We start from the raw sequence: 19,862 nt of genomic DNA, 5'->3' as shown, positions 1-19,862 counted from the left end.
TTATCCTTTACTTACGTGTGGGCTTTCGCCCGAGGTGGGTCGTTCGGCCGCCACCGTCGAGGTGGCAGGCTTCATGCGTGCGATTGGCGCGAGCAGCCGGCGCAATCGCACGGCGATCGGCATTCTGAGGTGCCGAAGCGCTCTGGGGTTGGTCAAAGCCACTCGGATGGCTCCTGCCAACGATCTGGATTTCAGGTGTTCGACAAGGCGAAGGAAGGCGTGCGCCTCGACGAGGCTTTTCTCGCGCCGGCGCTGCATCGCCAGCGCGTCGGCATCGAGCGTGTGCCTGGCAAGGAATTCCTGGTCGGCCGTCATCATCGCGTCGATGTGGCGCAGTTCGAGCACGCGCGAAATCGAGCCTTCGCGGATGTGATAGCAATAGCCGGCGGAGGGATCGATGACGCATCGGCCGCCATGGGCAAGCGCCGAGGCGAGCAGGATGTAATCCTCGCCGATCCGGATCGTTTCCTCGAAGCGCAAGCGATGGTCGTTGAGGAACCGACGCTCGAAGATCGGCTTCATGTAGCCGAAATTGTAGGTCGAGCGGAAAAGCACGTTCGAACCGATGAAGGCCGCAAGCGTCAACGTCCGTCGGCGCTCAAGCTCAGCTTCGGGAAACATGCGCTCCAGCCGCCCGTCGAGATTGAGGACGTCGATGTTGTCGACCACAATCGAGGCCTCGGTTGCGGAGGCGAGACCGATCATGCGCGACAGCCGCTCCGGGCTGACCGTATCGTCCGCGTCGAGAATAGCGAGCCAGTCGCCGCGTGCAGCTTCGAGGCCGGCATTGCGCGCGCCTCCGGGCCCGCGGTTTTCGGCAAGTTGCAGCAGCCGCACGCGCGGATCAGCAAGTTCTTCGACGACCGTACAGGTCTCGTCCTTCGAGCAATCGTCGACGACGATCACTTCGACATCGACGCCTTTCTGCGCAAGCGCACTGTCGATGGCGTGTCGGACCGTTTCGGCAGCGTTATAGGCCGCGATGACGAAGCTGACGTCGGGGGCGCGTTGCGTCATCAGGCGGTCGCCGCTCCGTATTGCTGCAGCTCGCGCACGCCGATGAGGCCGCTGACGACGCCCGCATGCATGATTGCGCGCAGCGCGTAGCGCGAGCGGGCGACCGGCGATCCGAGCAGCAACAGACTGGCGACGGCGCAATAGCCTGATTTCGCCGTCGCACGGACGATTTCGGCAACGCGGCCGCCGGCTTGGCCCGGTTCACCCAAGAGCCGGCCATGGGTCTGGCCGGAACGGAAGCGCCGTTTTGCCAGCCAGGCAAGCCGCGCGCGCTTCTCCGGCACCGGTTCGAAGACCAGCGCATCGGGCGCATAGGCCAGACGCCCGCCATCCGCATGCATATGGCGGAAGAATTCCGTATCCTCGCCGCCCGTTCGCCCGAGCGCCAGATTGAACCGCCTGTTGAAAACGACGGGGCGGGTGAGATCGATGAGGACATTGCAGGTGTAGCCCGTGCGGATCTCGCCATCGACCCAGACCGGCCGGGTCGAATGAAAATCGCCGCGGCGCATCCAATTCGGAGCAGACAGCGTGTATTCGGCGCGAACCGGGCCGAGCACGACATCGGCGCCGGTCGTCTGCGCGGTATCGAGCAATTGCACGAGCCAGGTCCTCGACACCGTCTCGTCATCGTCGACGAAGGCGAGATAGTGCCCGGTGCTGTTGTCGAGACAGGCATTACGGGCGATCGAAATGTTCGACGCCGGGCAATGCACGTAGAGGATCTCGCAAGGCATGGTCGGGCGCATCTGGTTGACAAGCGCCTCCGCACTCGGCGTCACGTCGTTGTCGGCCACGATAATGCGGATCGCCACATCGGCAGGCACGGTGATAAGCGCGAGGGAATGCAGCGTTTCTGCAAGCTCCGGCCGGCGAAACGTGCATACCGCTATGTCGATCTGCGTCTGCGCGACGGTGTTGGTCATGGTGCCACCCTCCGGCTACGCGTGGTGAGCAATTCCCGCCAGAAGCCGGCCGACCAGGCAAAATGCATGACCATTGCCGAAATGGCAGCGAGCGGGCCGTAGGGGTTCTTCTGGCCGAGCGCCATCCACATGCCGTAGCCGATGCAGGCCGCAGCCCAGAGCACGACCGGAACGACTGCAAGCCAGCTGACGACCGCGAGCAGCGCGCCGACGGCGACAGGGGCGACGGCCAGCGGCAGCAGCTGCCTGAGGCTCGGCCAGGCGCGGTGCTTCAACACATTGCGCGCCCGTCCGCGGCCATAGGCGAAATACTGGCGGAAGAGGGGCCCGACCTTGGCGCGGGGGTAGTAGACCATGCTGGTCCGGTCGGTCATCCAGATGCGGTAGCCCGCTTGGCGGAAGCGATAGTCGAACTCCGCATCTTCGTTGTGGCTGAAGATCTCGTCATAGCCGCCGATCGCCTGGAAGGCGGAAATGCGCATCAGCGCATGGTGGCCGTGATCGGCCCAGTGGCTCGTCGCGCCCAACCGGTGCTTGGCTCCGCCATTGCCGAGCTTGGAATTCTGGGCGTAGGCCGTGGCCTTCTGGAAGGGCGTGAAGCCAACCGTCTGCATGGCGACGACGACCGAGTCCGCGCCTGTCTGAAGCGCCTCTTCGACGAGATGCTCGCAGTAATCGTCCGGATAGGTGCCGTGCGCATCGATGCGGATCATGTAGTCGAAGTCGGCGCCATGGCGTGCGACGGCGAGATTGATCGCCGCGCTCTGGATGCGTTTCGGATTGTCGATCACCAGCACGGCCGGATCTTTCTCGGCGAGACGCGCGGCGATCTCGCGGGTGCCGTCGGTGCTGCCGCCGTCAGCGATCAGGATCGCGCCGTTGAGGCGCCTTGCCGCGGGCAGCAAGGCTTCGACGAGGCCTTGCAGATGTTCCGCCTCGTTGAGGCAGGGAATGACGATGAGGACACGCATGCTCATGACAATCCACCTTCGTTTTGGGGCGTTGGGGTATTTTGATGTGCTTGCGGGAAATCGAGCGCGACGCGCGGCGGGGCGGCGGACGTAACGGCCGAGAGACGGCGCACGAGGCCCTGGCAATCGCTGCGATTGAAGATCCAGGTTTCCGGCGCGCAGGCAGAGATCCGCCGGGAGGTGGCGTCGTAAATCTCTGAGGTCATCGATCCCATGAGCGCGGCAAGTGCGGCGGGATCAGCTTCGTCGAGCAGCACGCCAAGGCCGCGTATGGCCAGGAACCGCGCGGTCTCGGTGCCGCGCAGCGCGATCGGCACCCGCCCAAAGCGGCAGCCTTCATAGAGCCGGTTCGGCAGCAGCCATTTGGAGTTCTGGCCTTCCTCGAAGAAGTCGATTGCCCAGGTGAAATGCACGTCGGAATAAATCGCTCCAAGCTCTTCCGGGCTGCGATAGGGACCGTGGAACGTCATGAAAGGCTCGTTGCGGGTGAAGCCGTCGAAGTCGTCGAACTCGCGATAGGCCGGCCGGCCGCGCAAAACGATTTCGACGCGGCCCTCCATGCGGCGCGAGAAGGACGCCAGCAGCGCCAGCGATTTGCGGCAGCGCAGAGCACCGAACCAGCCGATCCGCCACGGGCCATCTGTCGGCGCGGCGGCAGCGGTCACCAATGGCCGCGCATTGGTTTCGTCGAGCTCGAGCACCTTGTTCTCAAGCATCATGGTCGGTGCCGAAATGCCCGATAGCGGGCGGAAATAGTTCTCGACGAAAGCGGGAGAACTGGTGATCAACAGGCGCGCGTCGCGCCCAAGCAGGCGCTCGCTTGCCCGCAACGTCTTGCCAGCGATGCCGGGGGACAGGAGCAGGCGGTGAATGTCGAGGCACTCGTAGACGATCGGCACGTCACCGCCGAAGAGGCTGACGGCCTTTCTGGCGATGGCCAGCATGTCGAGGTTGCGGCCAATGATCAGGTCTGGACGTTCGACGCCACGCAGCGCCTGCTTCAGCGAGAGACAGCTTTTCGCGATCGCACCGACACGCTGGACGAACCGACCGTCATGCGTGGTGCCGAGCTCGACCGGTACGATGCCCTCGATCGTCGCCAGCGGGTTTGCGTCGCGCCTGAAACCTGCAAGCGTCAGCTGTGCGCCACCTGCAAGCAACATCAGCACCCGCCGGCGAACGGCGGGGTCGGCAAGATCCTGTGCGAAGTAAAGTATCTTCAGCATGAACATCCAGTTTTCTGTCCGGCCGCGCCGGGCATGGTTCAAATTTCGCGCCGTGCAGCGGCGGGAGCCAGGCTGCCGACCGTGCTCCCGCTCGTCGGCTAGTTCGTCTTGCAGGCAATCGACTCAGGGAACTGGCAGTCGTCCCCCGGTGCGGTGAAAGCCACCCGGTCGACCTGCATCATCGAGGGGCCTTTGTAGGCAAAGGCGCCCATCCAATCCGTCAGGGTGTCCGTTCCCCAAAGGCTGAAGAAAATCTTCTGCGGATTGGCCGGGATCTTCGCGGGATCGGTGACCTCGTGGACCAGTTCGCCATTCACGTAATAGCGAATGCGCTCCTTCTCCCAGACGAAAGCATAGTCGTTGAAGCCCTGGTTGGCGGCTCCCGGCACATCGACCAGCTTCTCGTTGCCGCCCTTGGCCGAGACGTATTGGTTGATCTGAACCTTCGCCGGGTTCTTGCCGAGCACTTCGAAATCGATCTCGTCATGCGGCTTCTTGTCGGCCGGTCCGATATAGGTGAAGAACGCGGAGTTGAGCCCCGAGCCGTCGGCCGTCTTGATCCGCGCCTCGTAAGTGCCGTAGCTGAAGCGCTTGCGGGTCTGGATTTCGCCGCAGGCGTAATTGCGCTCGCCGAGTTTTCCTTCGGTAAATGTCAGCTCGGCGATGCCGTTGACGACCTTCGCCTGCTTCTTCGACCAGGTGCAGTTCTGATGCGCGCCATTGTTCCAGCCGTCCGAGACGTACCAGACGGCGGTGTCGAGCATATCGAAATTGTCGATGAAAGAGGTACCCGTAGCGGTTCCTTCGGCCAGGGCCGGTCCGGCAAGGCCGGCGGCGAGGAGGGTGAGCAGGGCGAGGCGGTGAGGTCGTTTCGATCTCATGGTCAGGTCCTTTGCTGGGGGGAGGGACCGGTGCGAACAGCCCCTGTCCGCGCACGCATGTCGCGGGCGGAGCCGGTCCGGCTGCCGGTGAGAATTGCGGTGAGGGCGGGCAGCCAGCGCTCGGAAAGCGCGTAGGCACCGGCGAGGAGGGCGATCGTGATGAGCGGAACCGCGCAGTAGAACGCCGGATAGTAGCCGATGTCCGATCGGTTCCAGATCATCCAGAGAAGCACGAGCAGCGGAAAATGCGTGCAGAAGATCCAGAAGCTGAGGCCACTGCCGCGCGAGAGCGCCGCGCCGATGTTCGTGCGCACGAGCAGTGCGGAAACGGCCCAGGAACCGACGATGCCGGAAATCGCAATCAGGCTGCGCAGCATTTCGAGCCACACGGGAAAGTTCGGCCCAAACTGAAAGAGCAGGACGGACAAGAGCACGGCTGCGCTCAGGAACGCGATGGTAATCGGCCAGGAAAAGCGATCGAAGCTGCGGACGTCGATGCGATGCAGGCTCATGTAGATGCCGGCGCTAAACCCGAAGAGGATCGACTTCTTTAGGAAGATGCCGTTCGGAACGGGCAAAACCGCATAGGCGAAGAGGACGGCGAGCGTCTGTGCCGGATAGCGCTTGATCAGCCAGGCGAGCACCGGCGAAAGAACGATACAAAGCAGGAGGTCGCGCAGGAAATAGAGCGGCAGATTGATCGGCAGATCCTCGAGCGCGAAGGCCAGGCTCAGCCATTCTCTGGGGCTGGCTCCGACGACCTCGGGCAGGTAGCCCGAACTGATGTCCTTGGTCTGCGCGACGAAGACCAACGCGAGAAATGCCAGGTTCCACAACAGGAATGGCAGAAGCACGGTCCGGGCCTTGGCCTTCAGTGTCCGGCCATAGTCGAAATTGTCGAGGCCGCGACGGAACAGGAGATAACCGGAAATCGCGCTGAGACACGGGACACCGACACGGAAGAGGCTGTCGCCCAGGAAAATGCGCAACCAGTCGATGCCGCCATAGGTGCCGACATACGGACTGGTCGCCGGATCATAGGGCACATGCACGAAGACAATGCCCGAGATCAGCACGATGCGCATCAGATTGATCCGCGAGGAGATATTCGCGTTCACATCAACGATGTCCGTCACCCCCATCTGGCAGCGCGTTTTGAAGCGGCCGTTTCAACAGAGCAGACCAGAGCCCGCACCCAGAAGATTAGGCTCGGGCGCGGATCAAAATATGGCGTCGCAACAAACGAATCGCCCTTGGTCCGCTGCGGTGCAGCATTAGGAAATGCGATGATGGTAGGAAAATAGGCCTATAGACTCGCACGGAGTGGGAAAAAACCACGACCTGGGCGTCAGTTGGGGAATATTACCAACGACTGATTTTCTGACGCTTATGCTTGTCGAAGCGTCTGTGTTACGCTGAGAAGTTGTGCGTTTTTTCTTCAACTTTTCGGTAGAAACGATCACGCAAGCGTTATTCCTTGCCGAAATACGGCAAGGGTGGGGCAGGCTTTGGCGCTCTTCCAGCCGCTACTCGGCTGCGGCCGGCACCGAGGCTGAAGCACCCCGGGAACGAACCATATCGTTGAGCTTCGCCAACAGCGGCCGTTCGGTAGCGAGCACCAGCACCAGATAAATCAGGCCACCGATTGCCGCACCGACAAGAACCTGGAGCACCGCGCTTGGAAGCAGCGCGCCGTAGTAGTCCAGCAACAGTCTGACGATGACAGCCATGATGAAGGCCGAGGCCAGCGGCCTTACCGAAATCAGGAAGCCGCGCAGGAAGGGCAGCTGGTCGGCGCGAAAGACAACCCAGGAATAGCCGACGAGCGTCGCGAGGTTCACGAGGCAGAGCGTGATCATCGCTTCGACCAGCGATCCCCCGATCGCGCCATAGGCGACGGCGGCGGTGGTGGCGATCGCCCGGATCACCGCCCACCAGAAGAGGGTCGCGCCCTGGCCGATGCCCTTGAGATAGGGAATGTAGGTGCTGCAGGGGGTAAGCAGGCCCTTCGACAGGGCGAGCAAGCCAAGCACCGGCCAGGCTGAAGCCCATTGCTGGCCGAAGAGCACGAGCATCGCCGGCTCGGCAAGCGCCCAGAGGCCGAACATCATCGGCGCAAGCAGCACAGTGGTGACCTGTGTGCTGAGCATCAGCGCCTGCGAGCGCCGCTGGCGGTCTTCGCCCATATGGCTGAAGGCGGGAAAGAGAACGCCCATGACCGCCGAAAGGACGATCTGGTTGGGAATGCTGGAAAAGCGGTTCGCCGCCGAGTACGCGCCGGCATCCGAGAGACCGAGATAGCGGCTGATGACGACCATCGGCGATTGGAAGGTGATGAAGTTGGCGATCTCGGAGCCCATCATGCCGAAACTGAAGCGGCAGAGCGAAAGAACGCGCCGTGCCGAAAACACGAAACGCGGGACGTAGCCGGAGACGGCATAGAGACCGGCAAGCCGGATGAACGCCGAAACGAAAAGCTGCGCAAGCAGCGACCACACCCCGAATCCGAGAAGTGCTGCCCCGACCGCGACGAGCGCGCCGAGGATTTCCGAGAGCATCGTCCAGACTGCGTCCTTGCTGAAATTCATCCGGCGGGCAAGCAGTGCATAGGCAACATCGCCCGCAAGCTGCAGCGGGATGAGCAGGCTCATGATCCGCAGCAGATGGCTTGCCTCCGGCGCGCCGAGCAGGCTCGCAAGCGGTCCGGCGAAGACGAAAAGTCCAAGCGCCATCAACAGCGAGACCGCCAGATTGGCCCAGAATGCGGAGTGGATGAGTTCCATGTCCTCGTCGCGCTGGATGACCAGAGCGGAGGCAAGACCGGCCCCGCCGATCATCGCCAGAAACTGCACGACGGTGAGCGCAACGGCGACCGTTCCGAACTCTTCCGGCGTCAGGATGCGTGCCAGAATCGGCACGGTGACAAATTTCAGCCCGAATGTGCCTGTCTTTGAAAGGACGCTCCAGCCGACGTTCCGAGTCACAGACTTGGCGTTTACGTTTGAAGGCATGTGAGCATCCCGTGATGCCTTTGAAGGATTTCCGACAAAGGGCAAGCGCTAGATTAGAGGTCGCGACCCGGTGGGAGGAGACCACGCACTACTCTTTTAGAGAAACCGCAGGGGCGAAAAGATGGCGAAGCTGACTGTTATTATTCCCTACTATCAGAAGGAGCCGGGTATTCTTCGGCGCGCGCTCGCGTCCGTCTTTGCCCAGAGCTATCAAGACTTCCATGTCCTGGTGATAGACGATCAATCTCCTTACCCGATCGATGAGGAGTTGAGCCCGCTTGCTGATAGCGAGCGAGCGCGTCTGACGGTCATCCGTCAGGAAAACAAGGGTCCCGGCGGTGCGCGCAACACCGGGCTCGACAACGTTCCGGCCGACTCGGCGTTCGCCGCGTTCCTCGATTCCGACGACATCTGGACCACCGATCATCTCCAGAATGCCGTCGACAGCATGAGCCGCTTTGGCGCTGACTGCTACTGGGCGTCAATAACAGGCGGCGAGGCATTCTACTACCATTTCGGCATCGCCGATCTCGAGGCAAGCGATACGGTCGTGCGCCTGCAGGAAAGCCCGCTTGTCGTGGAAATTCCCGATCTTTCCAATGTCATGCTGCGGAACTGGAGCTTCCTGCACCTCTCTTGCATGGTGATTGGCCGCAAGCTTTTCGAGACGGTGCGCTTTGACGCAGAGCTGCGTCTTGCGGCCGAGGACGTGCTGTTCTTCTGCGACTGCATTCTGGCGGCAAGCCGTGTCGTGCTTTGCGATGCGGCCGGCGCCGTGCGCGGGGAGGGCATCAACATCTTCCACTCGATCGACAACGATTCTCCACAGTTCCTGCAGCAGCAGTTCAACACCTTCGTTGCCCTCGAAACGCTGGAGCACCGGCTTTCGCGCAAGCCATCGGCCGTCGCGTCGATCCAGTCCTACCAGCATACGGCCCGGCGCCAGGCGCTCTGGAGCCAGGCGCGCCGTCTGAAGCGGCGCAAGTCGCCGCAGTTCCGGCTGCTGGCGCGTTGGGTCTTGCGCGATCCCAAGCTGTTGCAGAGCGCATTCGAGCTTGCCGTCGGCAAGTTCTCCCGTTCACGCTGATCTGGACAGAAACTCCTTTGGAGGAAGAACAAGGCCGCCAGGCGCGGCATCGAACCTATCTCGCATTCTGAAAGAAGGGACCGCCCATGAAGCCCTATTATTGGGAATCTCAGCACGGCAATTTCGGCGACGACCTCAACCTCTGGCTTTGGGATTTCCTGCTGCCGGGTTTTCGCGATGTCCATGACGACATCCTCCTCGTCGGCGTTGGCACGGTGCTCAACCGTGCGCTTCTGCCCGACGGCGTCCGCAAACTCGTGATCGGCAGTGGTTTCGGCTACGGCACCTTGCCGGACATGCGCGATGCCGCCGAATGGGATCTTCGCTGCGTGCGCGGGCCGTTGACGGCCGAAAAGATCGGCCTTGCGCCGGAGCGCGGCATTGTCGATCCTGCGGTCATGGTCGCCGACATGCCGGAATTCCAGGGCCTGCCGAAACTGTACAAGCGCAGTTTCATTCCCCATTGGGAAAGTGCGATCGCCGGCATGTGGCCTGTCACCTGCGGCACCGTCGGCCTGCACTACATCGACCCGCGCGGAGAGGCCAAGAACGTGATCCGCGAGATCGCGCAATCGGAGTTCATCGTGGCCGAATCGATGCACGGGGCGATTCTCGCCGACGCATTCCGCGTTCCCTGGGTGGCGGTGACGACATCCGAAAGCATCAACAGCTTCAAGTGGAACGACTGGGCAAAAACCGTCGGTGTCGAATACCGTCCCCGCCATGTGCCGGTTTCCAGCCGTACCGAAGCGATGATCAAGGGCGCGCGTTTCTGGGGCATGGGCTTCGAGGCGCAGACCGTGCCGGAGGCTGCGAACCTGCGATCCGTTGACGACGAGGTAATGGTTGCGACCAGAGAACCGCGTCAGACGTTCTTGCGCAGCGCTGCCAAGCAGGTTCTCGCGGCGCCGTCGACGCTGGCACTGTGGCAGGCGACCCGGGTGGCGCCGCAATTGAGCAGCGACAGCCGGCTTGCGGAACGCAAGGAACGCTTCCAGGAGGCGTTGGCCGCGGTGCGGCGCGCCTACCTCTAGCACGTCGCAAACGACGCTCCGGATTGGATGCCGGAGCGTTTTCCACCCACGATGGTTCGGCGCGGCGGCGGAGAGCTTGCTGCTAGCCCGCGTGCTCGGCGCCGACGGGCAGAAGGTAACGCACGGACGCACCGCTGCTCGGCACCGCATCCTGGCGTGGCCTGAAACGTTCCGTCTTGTCTGCGAAGATGCCGGCGGTCACGGCAGGTGCGGCGCCTGGGCTGCGCATCAGGTAGCCGATTGCGGCCATTGCGCCGCGTTCGTTCTTCAGGTCGAGGAAGTGGCGGTGCTGGTAGCGGCCACGCACGTGACGCTCGTGCCGTCGCACGGCAGCCGCCGCTTCACCGTCAAGGTCGTTTGCGGCAAGGACGACGCGGTCGGCCTCGTAGAGGCGCTTGAGGTCCTCGGTCCGGTGGCTGCCGCTCAGCGAATTGCCGCGTACGATCGCCGCATAGCCGCAGCTTTGAATGACCTTGTAGCGCGCGCCCTTGGCCAGCGCGCGAAGATAGAGGTCGTAATCCTCCCCAAGCCGAAGCGCCTCCTGATAGCGGATGCCATGCTCGTCGAGGAAGCGGCGGCGCATCAGCGGCTTCAGGAAGCCGATCTCGCCACGTTTCACGCCCGGCCGCGAGATATTGCCCTCGACGAAATCAATGAGGCTGAGAAGGCGCGGCCGTGGCGGGAAGTCATCGACCCTTGGAGCCACACCAGTCGCTGCGGCCTCGCCCATGAAGGCGATGTTGTCGGCGATGAAATCCCATTCGTCTTCTGTGAGCAGCCGGCCGAGCCTGCCCGGCAGAAAGAAATCGTCGGCGTCGAGGATCGCCAGAACCGGGGAGCGGCTGATGGCGATCGCATGGTTGCGGGCCGCTGAAGGGCCGCGATTGCTTTCGAAGCGTGCGATCGTCAGTCGACCGCGATGGTCGTCGGCAGACCGCGCTGCAGCGACGGTCCGATCGTTGGACCCGTCGTCGACCACGATCACCTCGGCGGTTTCCGGTTCGGCCAGCGCCGACGCGACAGCACGGGCGATGGTCGCCTCGGCATTCTTTGCAGCAATGATGACGCAGACATCTGTCCGGGCGACTGTGGTCATGGGGGCCTCCAGTATCCTGTCTCGCGGGCAGCGCGGCGCCTATCGGCCAAGTGGACTGCACCAGCTCTCGATCGCTGCATGACGCAGCCGGGTCATTGGCGACCCGCTAGATCATGCAGCCCGGCATGGAATCTTGCCGTAACGGGCCGAACCATGCAGGGCGATCATGTCGCAACCGAGTCAAAGGCGATTTTTTTTAAGAATGGCGAGGCAGGCTTGTCCGGCCGTGCGGTCAACGATTGAAGTGACCGGGCCGGTCGAGGCGGTGGCTATTGCTGCCCGGCTTGTCGTCATTGGCCGATTGCAGCACTTCAGCCGCTTTTTTTCCGCGCTCACGCGCTTTCCTCCAGATGAGGAAAACGACCGCGAGGAAATAGCCGATCTGAATGAGGACCGCACAGATCGCCGTCTGGATCAGCGTGGATGTGAGAGAGCCATTGAGGAAATAGGTGACGACAGCAAAAACCGTTAGGGCGCCGATCATACTCACGAAGACGCGTGGTGCGTACATGACACTAGCTCGCAATCGGTTCTATCGCTGCAGACGTCATCGCAAAATCGGCCTTTCCTCTGCAAATGTTAATATATTGGCGACGGACATCGGCTGCAACCGGCAATAGCCGCCGCTTTGGCACATAGAAACAGGCAAATCTTTATGTCGCGTTTCGAGCAGCGTTGATCGAATCAAAATCAGTTGATTGGCCTCGAACGCCATTGCGACGCGAGCCTGCGCTCGGCAGCTGATTTTCCACCTCCCGTCGGGAGACGCTCTCTGCGTCGCCCAATGGTTGCCGCCACACTCACGTGCTGATCAACTTTTATTACAAGTTTGAACGATGCTGCGAGTCTTTGTGTGCGCCGCGAAGACTTGGTGCGACGCAGCAAAATTTGGGAAATACGGACGACCGATAATTTTGGAGCAGGGGAAATCACACTCCCGAAGCTCAAGGAAAACATCGGCCTGCGAAGATATCGCCACTTATCCGGAAATGTAATTTGGCTCGCCAGAAACAATACAGGAATACGTGCGAGGTGATACTGTTTCTCGCAATAATATAACCGCGCCTGTCACGGAAAATATTTCATATTCGAAAGTGGTGATATACGCATTTTGGCCCCTGCTCGGATACTCGCCTTTATTTCGCCTTCAAAAAGCAAATCCTTACCGGACGTTCATTATTCACGATGAGCGCGCCCCAGTGTGGGCTGTAGGCCCCCCTGGGGAGACCGACAAATCGCCAAACGTAAATGGAGTCACCTCTATGAAGTCTGCGACCAGATCGGCCAATTCGCCGTTTTTCAGGGCCGCAGAGTTTGCGGCAATCCCACCCGTGGGTGGCGTTTCGAAGCGTGGCTTCGACGTGCTTGCCGCTTCCCTCGCCCTCGTTTTCTTAAGCCCGCTGTTCCTGATGCTCATGGCGCTGGTCAAGTTTTCCGACGGCGGCAGCATCTTCTACGGCCACCGCCGCATCGGCCATAACGGCAAGTCGTTCCGTTGCCTTAAGTTCCGCACCATGCGGCCTGATGGGGACCGTATCCTGCAGGACTACCTCAAGGCCAATCCGGCCGCATACGAGGAATGGCGCGCGACGCGCAAACTGCAGGACGACCCGCGTGTCACGGTCGTTGGCAGCGTCCTGCGCAAACTCAGCCTCGATGAGCTGCCGCAGCTCGTCAACATCGTGCGCGGTGAAATGAGCATGGTTGGCCCGCGCCCGGTGGTGGAGGACGAACTTGAGCTCTACGACAGCGCCGCCGTCTACTACCTGCAATCCCGCCCCGGTCTCACCGGCCTTTGGCAAATCAGCGGGCGCAACGACGTTTCCTACGCAACCCGTATCGCGTTCGACACTCAGTACGTCCAGAACTGGTCGCTGCTGAGCGACTTTTCCATTGTTGTCAGGACCATTCCCGCCGTTTGCCTTTCGCGCGGCAGCTACTGACGAAACAGCGCCTAAAAAGCCCGCGCGACCGGTCGCGGGACGGCGCCCCTTCATTCGGGAAGCCCAAATGAAAAAACACAATCTGTCGGGAAAGTCGCGCATGCCGCGCACGCTGCCCCGTTTCCTGCGCCGCGCCGCTCTCATCGCCGCGGCGCTCACTTTCGCATTTCCGGCTTGGGCCGACGAGTACCAACTCGGCACCATGGACAGGCTGAGGATCCGCGTGGCCGAATGGCAGACCGCTGAAGGGGCCGTCCGCGACTGGTCTGTTGTCAGCGGCGAGTACACGGTCGGTCCTTCTGGAGCGCTTTCCTTGCCCTTCATCGGCGACCTGCCGGCAGCCGGCAAGACGACGACCGAAGTCGGCGAAGCGATCGGCGAGAAGATGCAGACGCTCTTCGGTCTGCGTGACCGACCGTCCGCCTCCGTCGAGCTTGCGCAATACCGCCCGGTCTATCTCGCGGGCGAGGTGCAGAAGCCCGGCGAATATCCCTTTGCGCCCAATCTGACGGTGCTGAAAGCCGTAAGCCTCGGCGGCGGTCTGCGTCGCTCCGAAAGCGGCCAGCGCTTTGCCCGCGACTACATAAATGCGCATGGCGATTCCAGCGTCCAGACGTCCGAGCGTAACCGGTTGTTGATCCGGCGCGCCCGCCTTCAGGCCGAGATCGCCGAAAAGGATGGCATCGAACTGCCGAAGGACCTTCAAGGGGTACCGGGCATCGATAAGCTTCTCGCCAACGAGACGGCGCTGATGGCCTCGCGCGACAGGAAGCAGAAGCTGCAATTGAAAGCGCTTGCCGATCTGAAGTCCCTGCTCGAAAGCGAAATCCAGTCGCTGGCAAAGAAGACGGAAACCCAGAATCGCCAGCTCGAGCTCGTCGTCGAAGACCGCGAGAAAGTCGAGAGCCTTGCCGAGAAGGGGCTGGCGCTCAGCCAGCGCAAACTGTCGTTGGAGCAGCGCGTCGCCGAACTGCAGGCCGCTCTTCTCGACATCGACACCGCTTCGCTGAAGGCGAAGCAGGATGTCAGCAAGGCGGGGCAGGACGAGACCAATCTTCGCAACGACTGGGACGCCCAACTGGCCCAGGACCTGCAGAACACCGAGGCCGAACTCGACACGCTTTCGATCAAGCTCGGCACCAGCCGCGATCTGATGGCCGAAGCGCTGCTGCAATCGGCCGAAGCCGCGCAGTCGAAGGACAATACGGCGGAGGCCACGATCGCCTATTCGATCATGCGCGAGCGCGACGGCAAGCCGACGGAGATCGCCGCCGACGAAAATACGCCTGTATTGCCCGGTGACGTGATCAAGGTCGAAGCCATCCTGGCAACGCAGTAGGACCGGCTGTGAAGATTTCGAAGGCGAGCCTGATTTCTGCCGATCGCAATGGTGTCTATGGCACCGTTGCGATCGCGCTATCGCTCTTCGTCTTCGCCTATTCCTCGCGTTTCGGGCAGGCATCGATCCTGCTCTATTATGGCCTTTGGCTGCCGCTGGTGCTGGTCGATTATCGTCGCGTGCTCGGCAACTACGGCATCCGCCTCTGGATTCTTGGCTTCGCGATCTTCGCCTGCCTGTCCGTCTTCTGGTCGGCAGCGCCAAGTATGACGGCGCGGACGGGAGTGCAGTATCTCTCCCACGTGATCTGCGCCCTGATTGCCATGCGGGTCGTCGGTATCAGGACATTGGTGCGCGGCGCGATTGCCGGCACCGGCGTCGTTCTCGTCTACTCGCTGCTCTTCGGCGTCTATCACCTCGATCCGCTCGACGGCACCTACAGTTTCGTCGGCGCCTTCGCCTCGAAGAACCAGCTTGGCTTCTACGCCTCGCTCGGCATCTATTTCGCCTTCGTCGCGCCGATCGCGCTTGGCGAACGCGGCCTGTGGCTCGCGGCATCGGGGTTGGTCGCGATGCTGTCGGCCTATTCCCTCTTTGCGTCGCAATCGGCCACGTCGGTGTTGACCACCGTGGTCATCCTCGGGCTCTGGCTCGGCATGCGGGTCGTCGGCCTATTGTCGCCAGCACACCGCAAGGGTCTCTTCCTCGCAGCTACCGTTTGCGCCGTCATGGTTGCCGTTGCAGGTATCTATGGCGGCGGCGTCGATCTTGTCCTCGGCCTTTTCGGCAAGGATTCCACCCTGACCGGGCGCACCTATCTGTGGCAGCAGGGCATCGAGGCCGCCATGTCATCACCATTGGTCGGTGTCGGCTATCAGGCCTATTGGGTCCAGGGATTCTCCGAGCCTGAACGCCTGTGGGAGGAGTTCTACATCGCCACACGCTCCGGCTTCCACTTTCACAACACCTTTATCGAAGCGATGGTGGAGACCGGCGCAATCGGGCTCGTTCTCTTGTCCGGCATCCTGCTGATAACCGTGCTCGGACACACCAAGCGGCTTTTGACGCAGGACCACGACACGCAGTCCTCGGTGCTTTTCGGCATAGCGCTGCTGCTACTAGTGCGGTCCTTCGTCGAGATCGACATCATGAACCCCTATCATATCGGCTCGTTCCTGCTCTATTTCGCCGCCGGAAAGCTGACATTGCCGGAAGCGCGCCCGCAGCAGAGCGTCGAAGATCGTTCGGGGCCGACCGTATCGGAGATCCCGCTGCGCTTGAGGTATCGATGATCACCCCTCCGACGACGATCTACGGCATCCAGTACCTGCGGGCCGTCGCAGCGCTCGGTGTCGTCGTCTTTCATGCCGCCGAGCGCACCGGACATAACTTCGCGATCGGTGCTGCGGGCGTCGATGTCTTCTTCGTCATCAGCGGCTTCATCATGTGGGTGATCAGCGAGCGGCGGCCGGTGTCACCACTCGCATTCCTGCGCGACCGCGTTCAAAGGATCGCGCCGATCTATTGGCTCGCGACCGCGGTAATGGTCATCGGCGGCCTCGCCGGACTGTTTCCCAATCTCGTCTTGAGCAATGGACATGTGCTTTCCTCGCTGCTGTTCATTCCCACGCGCTCACCCAGCAGCGGCGAAATCTGGCCGGTGCTGGTGCAGGGCTGGACGCTGAACTACGAGATGTTCTTTTATGCCGTCTTCGCACTGACGCTGCTGTTGCCGCGGTCGAGGCGTCTGCTGGCGATCGCTGGCTGTTTCTCGGCGCTGGTGGCCATCGGCTTTGCCGTCGACAGCGACAATGCGCTCGTCGTCACCTACACACGGCCGATTATTCTCGAATTCGTGGCCGGTATGGTCGTCGCCGAACTCTGGCTGAGGGGCAGGGTGCCGGGCGCAACGTCCGGCCTCGTGCTTGTCGCCGGCGCGTTTTCAGGGTTCGCGGCGGTCGCCGTGCTTCGCCTGCCTTTCGACGAGTTCATTCTCGGACCCTTGGCCGTCATGCTGGTTTTGGGAACGCTGGCGCTCGAGGCTAAGGGCTGGTTCCGCCCGCGCAGGCTGCCGATGATGCTTGGCGACGCATCCTATTCCATCTATCTCTGGCACACCTTTGCGATATCGGTCGTGGTCAAGGCCTGTGGAATGATGGGGATTGGGCCGCTCGCATCGGCGCTGGTGGCGGTCGTTGCGGGGACGGCGCTTGGCGCTTTCGCCTATCTTCTGATTGAAAAGCCGCTGGCCACACGGCTGCGCTCGGGCTTTTTCTCAAGGCCGGTGCAGCACACGGCCTGACGCGTCGGAGTGATCCTGGTGCGGCGATGACCGCCGCACCAGCGCCATCAAAGCCTCAAACACCCTGATTGCGGCGGGAATGCCAGTTCCAGGCCGTGCGCGTGATGTCGGTGAGCTCGTATTTCGGAACCCATCCCAGCACGTCGCGAGCCTTGTCATTGTTGGCGACCAGTGTCGTCGAATCTCCTTCGCGGCGTTCGACGAGATCAACCTGGAATTCACGTCCGGAAACCTCGGAAATCGCCGTCAGCAGTTCCTTGACGGTCGTGCCGGTGCCCGTGCCGAGGTTGAGCTCGACGCTGTCGCCGCCGGCAAGCAGGTGTTCGACCGCGCGCACATGGGCGTCGGCAAGATCAAGCACGTGGATGTAGTCGCGTACGCAGGTGCCGTCGCGCGTGTCGTAGTCCGTGCCGAAGATCTTGAAGCTCTGGCGCCGGCCGAGGGCGGCGTCGATGGCGAGCGGGATGGCATGCGTCTCCGGTTCGTGCCACTCGCCGATGCGGCCTTCCGGATCGGCGCCGGCGGCGTTGAAGTAGCGCAGGATGACCGAGCGCAAGCCCTTGTACTGCCCGTAGTCCTTCAGCGCCTGCTCGCACACCCACTTGGTCCGGCCGTAGGGGTTGATCGGCGCCTGGCGGTGCTGTTCGTCGATCGGCACGCTCTCCGGCAGGCCATAGGTGGCGCAGGTGGACGAGAACACGAAAGCTTCGACGCCGGCGGCAAGGGCGGCCGAAAGCAAGGTCAGCGTGCCGATGACATTGTTGTCGTAGAAGGAAACCGGGTCCTTCACCGATTCACCCACCTCGATCATCGCGGCAAAATGCAGGATGGCGCGTGGCTTGTGACGGGCAAGCACCTCGTCGAGCCGCTTGCGGTCGCGGATATCACCCTTTTCCAGCACGCCCCATTTGACGAATTCCTCGTGGCCATTCGAAAGGTTGTCGTAAACGACCGGCTCGAAACCCTTGTTGGCGAGTTCGAGGCACGTATGCGAGCCGATGTAGCCGGCACCGCCGACGACGAGGACTTTATTGCTTTCCATGATGCTTACGATCCTTGGGAGGTTCAGAGAAATTGCCAAGATTTTTCAACGGATGACGACAATGGTGTCAATGCCGCGCGCAATCAAGCACGTGTCCATGTCGCGTATGTGGCGGTGGTTACCAGCGTGCTTCTTTCCACACTTCTGTCGATCCCGGCCCATCAAAATCGGTGGGAAAAATACGAGAAGGGACAATTATCTCCCGGGCGTTCGCACGCTAGATGCTTCTTTCTGTTCGGGCAAAACATATAGCATATTAATTTACTAGATTTAATTGATTATGCCTGCCGCGGTCGTACCATAGCCTCCAGATTTCTGAAGGAAGGCTCTCATGACGACGAAACTGAAACGCCTGGCGCTGACGCTCGCCACACTTGCGACCTCTGGCCTGGCTCTAAGCGGTGCCCAGGCGCAAACGACGGATCCGGTCAAGGGCGGCACGTTGATCTATCTGGAGCAGCAGGCCCATACGAACCTCTACCCGCCGGCCGGCGGCTTCTATCCGAACGGTGGCATCCTCAACCAGATCACCGACAAGTTGACCTATCAGAACCCGAAGACGCTGGAAATCGAGCCCTGGATCGCCGAGTCCTGGACGGTCAACGCCGATGCGACGGAATACACGTTCAAGATTCGCCCCGGCGTAACGTTCTCCGATGGCTCGCCGCTCGACGCGGCTGCCGTTGCCAAGAACTACGACGCCTTCGGCCTCGGCAACAAGGCGTTGAAGCAGCCGGTTTCAGAGGTGATCAACAACTACGAGCGTAGCGAAGTCGTCGATCCGCTGACGGTCAAATTCTACTTCAAGAAACCGTCGCCGGGGTTCCTTCAGGGAACGTCCGTTATCGGCTCGGGCCTGGTGGCCGCAAGCACGCTGGCGTTGCCTTTCGAGGAACTTGGCGACGCGACGAAAATCATCGGCTCCGGTCCGTTTGTCGTCGAGAGCGAGACGATCGGCAAGGAACTAAGTCTAAAGGCCCGCGAGGAATACAACTGGGGCCCGGCCAAGCTCGAACACCAGGGCCGCGCCTATCTCGACGGCATCAAGTACATCATCATCGGCGAAGACAGCGTGCGCATCGGTGCACTGCTCGCAGGGCAGGCGGATTTCATCCGCCAGGTCCAGGCCTATGACGAGGGTCAAGTCGAGGCGCAGGACTATCAGATCTACGCGCCTTCCACCCGCGGGGTGAACAACAGCGTCGTCTTCCGCCCGGACAACCCGTTGGTGGCCGACATCCGGGTACGCCAGGCGCTGCTGCACGCGACCGACACCAAGGAAATCGTCACCACGCTGTTCTCGGCCAATTATCCGCAAGCCACTTCGATCATCGCGTCGTCGGCGCTCGGCTACAAGGACATCTCGGCCAAGCTCACTTTTGATCCCGTAAAGGCCAAGGCCCTGCTCGATGAAGCCGGTTGGTCGGTCGGCGCCAACGGCCTCCGCCAGAAGGACGGCAAGGAACTGGTGCTGACGGCTTATGAATCGCTGCCGCAGCCGCAGAACAAGGAAACGCTTCAACTGGTCGCCCAGCAGTGGGGCAAGGTGGGCGTGAAGCTGAGCGTTCTTGCCGGCGACAGCGGCAGCAAGACGGTGGATGATCTCGATCCGCTGAAGACGCCAGTGTCGCCGGCCATGGTCGGCCGCGCGGACCCCGATGTGATCAAGAGCCAATACTATCCGAAGAACCGCGATGTGCTGCGCCAGAAGGGCGGACTCAGCGACAAGGTTCAGAGCTTCGTCGATACCAAACTGAACGGTCTGCTCGATGCGCTCGCCTCCGAGCCGGATCGCGAGAAGCGCCTCGCGATCGCCGGCGAAGTCCAGGACTACGTCGTTGATCAGGCCTATGCGATCCCGATCTTCGAGGAACCGCAGGCCTATGCCGGTGCGCCCTACGTCCAGGGCGTGGCCTTCGAGGCTGTCGGCCGCCCAAGCTTCTACAGCACCTGGCTTGCCGAACACTGATCGGTTCGACGGTCACCC

General features: G+C 61.7%; 17 protein-coding genes. 7 read left to right on the top strand and 10 right to left on the bottom strand.

The genetic code is table 11. The features are described 5' to 3' along the window. From IB267_RS24435 to IB267_RS24405, 7 genes are all read right to left on the bottom strand, one after another. Positions 1–1,017 carry a glycosyltransferase family 2 protein gene (locus tag IB267_RS24435; protein ID WP_192449970.1) on the bottom strand — a complete coding sequence of 339 codons (1,017 nt, stop codon included), beginning with the start codon at positions 1,015–1,017 and terminating at the stop codon, positions 1–3. Next, positions 1,017–1,943 (bottom strand): glycosyltransferase family 2 protein, encoded by a 927-nt coding sequence (locus IB267_RS24430; protein WP_192449969.1) that lies wholly within the window; start codon positions 1,941–1,943, stop codon positions 1,017–1,019. Before IB267_RS24430 ends, IB267_RS24435 begins: the two co-directional genes overlap by 1 nt. Further along, complete coding sequence (locus IB267_RS24425; protein WP_192450052.1) at positions 1,940–2,914, bottom strand: glycosyltransferase family 2 protein; 975 nt, start codon at positions 2,912–2,914, stop codon at positions 1,940–1,942. Before IB267_RS24425 ends, IB267_RS24430 begins: the two co-directional genes overlap by 4 nt. Before the next feature lie 2 nt (positions 2,915–2,916). Continuing rightward, positions 2,917–4,140 carry a glycosyl transferase family 1 gene (locus IB267_RS24420; protein ID WP_192449968.1) on the bottom strand — a complete coding sequence of 408 codons (1,224 nt, stop codon included), beginning with the start codon at positions 4,138–4,140 and terminating at the stop codon, positions 2,917–2,919. Between the two features lie 98 nt (positions 4,141–4,238). Continuing rightward, the gene (locus tag IB267_RS24415) at positions 4,239–5,021 is read right to left on the bottom strand and encodes a glycoside hydrolase family 16 protein (protein WP_371742622.1); all 783 of its coding nucleotides are present in this window, start codon (positions 5,019–5,021) and stop codon (positions 4,239–4,241) included. 2 nt (positions 5,022–5,023) lie between these two features. Further along, positions 5,024–6,139, bottom strand: coding sequence for an acyltransferase (locus IB267_RS24410; protein ID WP_192449967.1), 1,116 nt, complete (start codon positions 6,137–6,139; stop codon positions 5,024–5,026). Between the two features lie 408 nt (positions 6,140–6,547). Then, positions 6,548–8,032, bottom strand: a complete 1,485-nt coding sequence (locus tag IB267_RS24405; protein WP_192449966.1) for a lipopolysaccharide biosynthesis protein — start codon at positions 8,030–8,032, stop codon at positions 6,548–6,550. Positions 8,033–8,153: 121 nt separating this feature from the next. Here IB267_RS24405 and IB267_RS24400 point away from each other — a divergent pair, with 121 nt between their 5' ends. Together IB267_RS24400 and IB267_RS24395 are read left to right on the top strand one after the other, a co-directional pair. Beyond that, on the top strand, positions 8,154–9,119 hold the full coding sequence (locus IB267_RS24400; protein ID WP_192449965.1) for a glycosyltransferase family 2 protein: 966 nt from the start codon (positions 8,154–8,156) through the stop codon (positions 9,117–9,119). Positions 9,120–9,205: 86 nt separating this feature from the next. Then, positions 9,206–10,153 carry a polysaccharide pyruvyl transferase family protein gene (locus tag IB267_RS24395; RefSeq protein WP_192449964.1) on the top strand — a complete coding sequence of 316 codons (948 nt, stop codon included), beginning with the start codon at positions 9,206–9,208 and terminating at the stop codon, positions 10,151–10,153. Positions 10,154–10,235: 82 nt separating this feature from the next. Here the strand turns inward: IB267_RS24395 and IB267_RS24390 are convergent, their stop codons facing one another. After that, positions 10,236–11,249 (bottom strand): glycosyltransferase family 2 protein, encoded by a 1,014-nt coding sequence (locus tag IB267_RS24390; RefSeq protein ID WP_192449963.1) that lies wholly within the window; start codon positions 11,247–11,249, stop codon positions 10,236–10,238. Positions 11,250–11,481: 232 nt separating this feature from the next. Continuing rightward, complete coding sequence (locus tag IB267_RS24385; RefSeq protein ID WP_060582949.1) at positions 11,482–11,760, bottom strand: exopolysaccharide production repressor protein; 279 nt, start codon at positions 11,758–11,760, stop codon at positions 11,482–11,484. 751 nt (positions 11,761–12,511) lie between these two features. On the opposite strand from IB267_RS24385, the gene IB267_RS24380 reads away from it, so the two are divergent. The 4 genes from IB267_RS24380 (at position 12,512) to IB267_RS24365 (ending at position 16,833) form a co-directional block, all read left to right on the top strand. Continuing rightward, the gene (locus tag IB267_RS24380; RefSeq protein WP_192449962.1) at positions 12,512–13,192 is read left to right on the top strand and encodes a sugar transferase; all 681 of its coding nucleotides are present in this window, start codon (positions 12,512–12,514) and stop codon (positions 13,190–13,192) included. 67 nt (positions 13,193–13,259) lie between these two features. Beyond that, positions 13,260–14,531, top strand: a complete 1,272-nt coding sequence (locus IB267_RS24375; protein ID WP_192449961.1) for a polysaccharide biosynthesis/export family protein — start codon at positions 13,260–13,262, stop codon at positions 14,529–14,531. Between the two features lie 8 nt (positions 14,532–14,539). Further along, positions 14,540–15,823 (top strand): O-antigen ligase, encoded by a 1,284-nt coding sequence (locus IB267_RS24370; RefSeq protein WP_192449960.1) that lies wholly within the window; start codon positions 14,540–14,542, stop codon positions 15,821–15,823. Continuing rightward, positions 15,820–16,833, top strand: coding sequence for an acyltransferase (locus IB267_RS24365; protein ID WP_192449959.1), 1,014 nt, complete (start codon positions 15,820–15,822; stop codon positions 16,831–16,833). The genes IB267_RS24370 and IB267_RS24365 overlap by 4 nt, the downstream gene beginning before the upstream one ends. A 55-nt stretch (positions 16,834–16,888) precedes the next feature. On the opposite strand, the gene galE is transcribed toward IB267_RS24365, so the two are convergent. Continuing rightward, positions 16,889–17,875, bottom strand: coding sequence for a UDP-glucose 4-epimerase GalE (gene galE, locus IB267_RS24360; protein ID WP_192449958.1), 987 nt, complete (start codon positions 17,873–17,875; stop codon positions 16,889–16,891). Positions 17,876–18,206: 331 nt separating this feature from the next. Between galE and IB267_RS24355 the strand changes: the two genes are divergently transcribed. Then, the gene (locus tag IB267_RS24355) at positions 18,207–19,844 is read left to right on the top strand and encodes a TIGR04028 family ABC transporter substrate-binding protein (protein WP_192449957.1); all 1,638 of its coding nucleotides are present in this window, start codon (positions 18,207–18,209) and stop codon (positions 19,842–19,844) included. Positions 19,845–19,862 lie beyond the last annotated feature (18 nt).

The organism is Ensifer sp. ENS09 (assembly GCF_014852425.1).
Taxonomy (GTDB): Bacteria; Pseudomonadota; Alphaproteobacteria; order Rhizobiales; family Rhizobiaceae; genus Ensifer.
This window is presented reverse-complemented; position numbering and strand designations above follow the sequence as displayed.

What these genes read in the sequence shown, in the direction of transcription:
- IB267_RS24430 (WP_192449969.1), bottom strand. Translation starts at nt 1,943, where the DNA reads ATGACCAACACCGTCGCGCAGACGCAGATCGACATAGCGGTATGCACG.
- IB267_RS24355 (WP_192449957.1), top strand. Translation starts at nt 18,207, where the DNA reads ATGACGACGAAACTGAAACGCCTGGCGCTGACGCTCGCCACACTTGCG.
- IB267_RS24400 (WP_192449965.1), top strand. Translation starts at nt 8,154, where the DNA reads ATGGCGAAGCTGACTGTTATTATTCCCTACTATCAGAAGGAGCCGGGT.
- IB267_RS24380 (WP_192449962.1), top strand. Translation starts at nt 12,512, where the DNA reads ATGAAGTCTGCGACCAGATCGGCCAATTCGCCGTTTTTCAGGGCCGCA.
- IB267_RS24375 (WP_192449961.1), top strand. Translation starts at nt 13,260, where the DNA reads ATGAAAAAACACAATCTGTCGGGAAAGTCGCGCATGCCGCGCACGCTG.
- IB267_RS24425 (WP_192450052.1), bottom strand. Translation starts at nt 2,914, where the DNA reads ATGCGTGTCCTCATCGTCATTCCCTGCCTCAACGAGGCGGAACATCTG.
- IB267_RS24435 (WP_192449970.1), bottom strand. Translation starts at nt 1,017, where the DNA reads ATGACGCAACGCGCCCCCGACGTCAGCTTCGTCATCGCGGCCTATAAC.
- IB267_RS24415 (WP_371742622.1), bottom strand. Translation starts at nt 5,021, where the DNA reads ATGAGATCGAAACGACCTCACCGCCTCGCCCTGCTCACCCTCCTCGCC.
- IB267_RS24395 (WP_192449964.1), top strand. Translation starts at nt 9,206, where the DNA reads ATGAAGCCCTATTATTGGGAATCTCAGCACGGCAATTTCGGCGACGAC.
- IB267_RS24385 (WP_060582949.1), bottom strand. Translation starts at nt 11,760, where the DNA reads ATGTACGCACCACGCGTCTTCGTGAGTATGATCGGCGCCCTAACGGTT.
- IB267_RS24405 (WP_192449966.1), bottom strand. Translation starts at nt 8,032, where the DNA reads ATGCCTTCAAACGTAAACGCCAAGTCTGTGACTCGGAACGTCGGCTGG.
- IB267_RS24390 (WP_192449963.1), bottom strand. Translation starts at nt 11,249, where the DNA reads ATGACCACAGTCGCCCGGACAGATGTCTGCGTCATCATTGCTGCAAAG.
- IB267_RS24365 (WP_192449959.1), top strand. Translation starts at nt 15,820, where the DNA reads ATGATCACCCCTCCGACGACGATCTACGGCATCCAGTACCTGCGGGCC.
- IB267_RS24420 (WP_192449968.1), bottom strand. Translation starts at nt 4,140, where the DNA reads ATGCTGAAGATACTTTACTTCGCACAGGATCTTGCCGACCCCGCCGTT.
- galE (WP_192449958.1), bottom strand. Translation starts at nt 17,875, where the DNA reads ATGGAAAGCAATAAAGTCCTCGTCGTCGGCGGTGCCGGCTACATCGGC.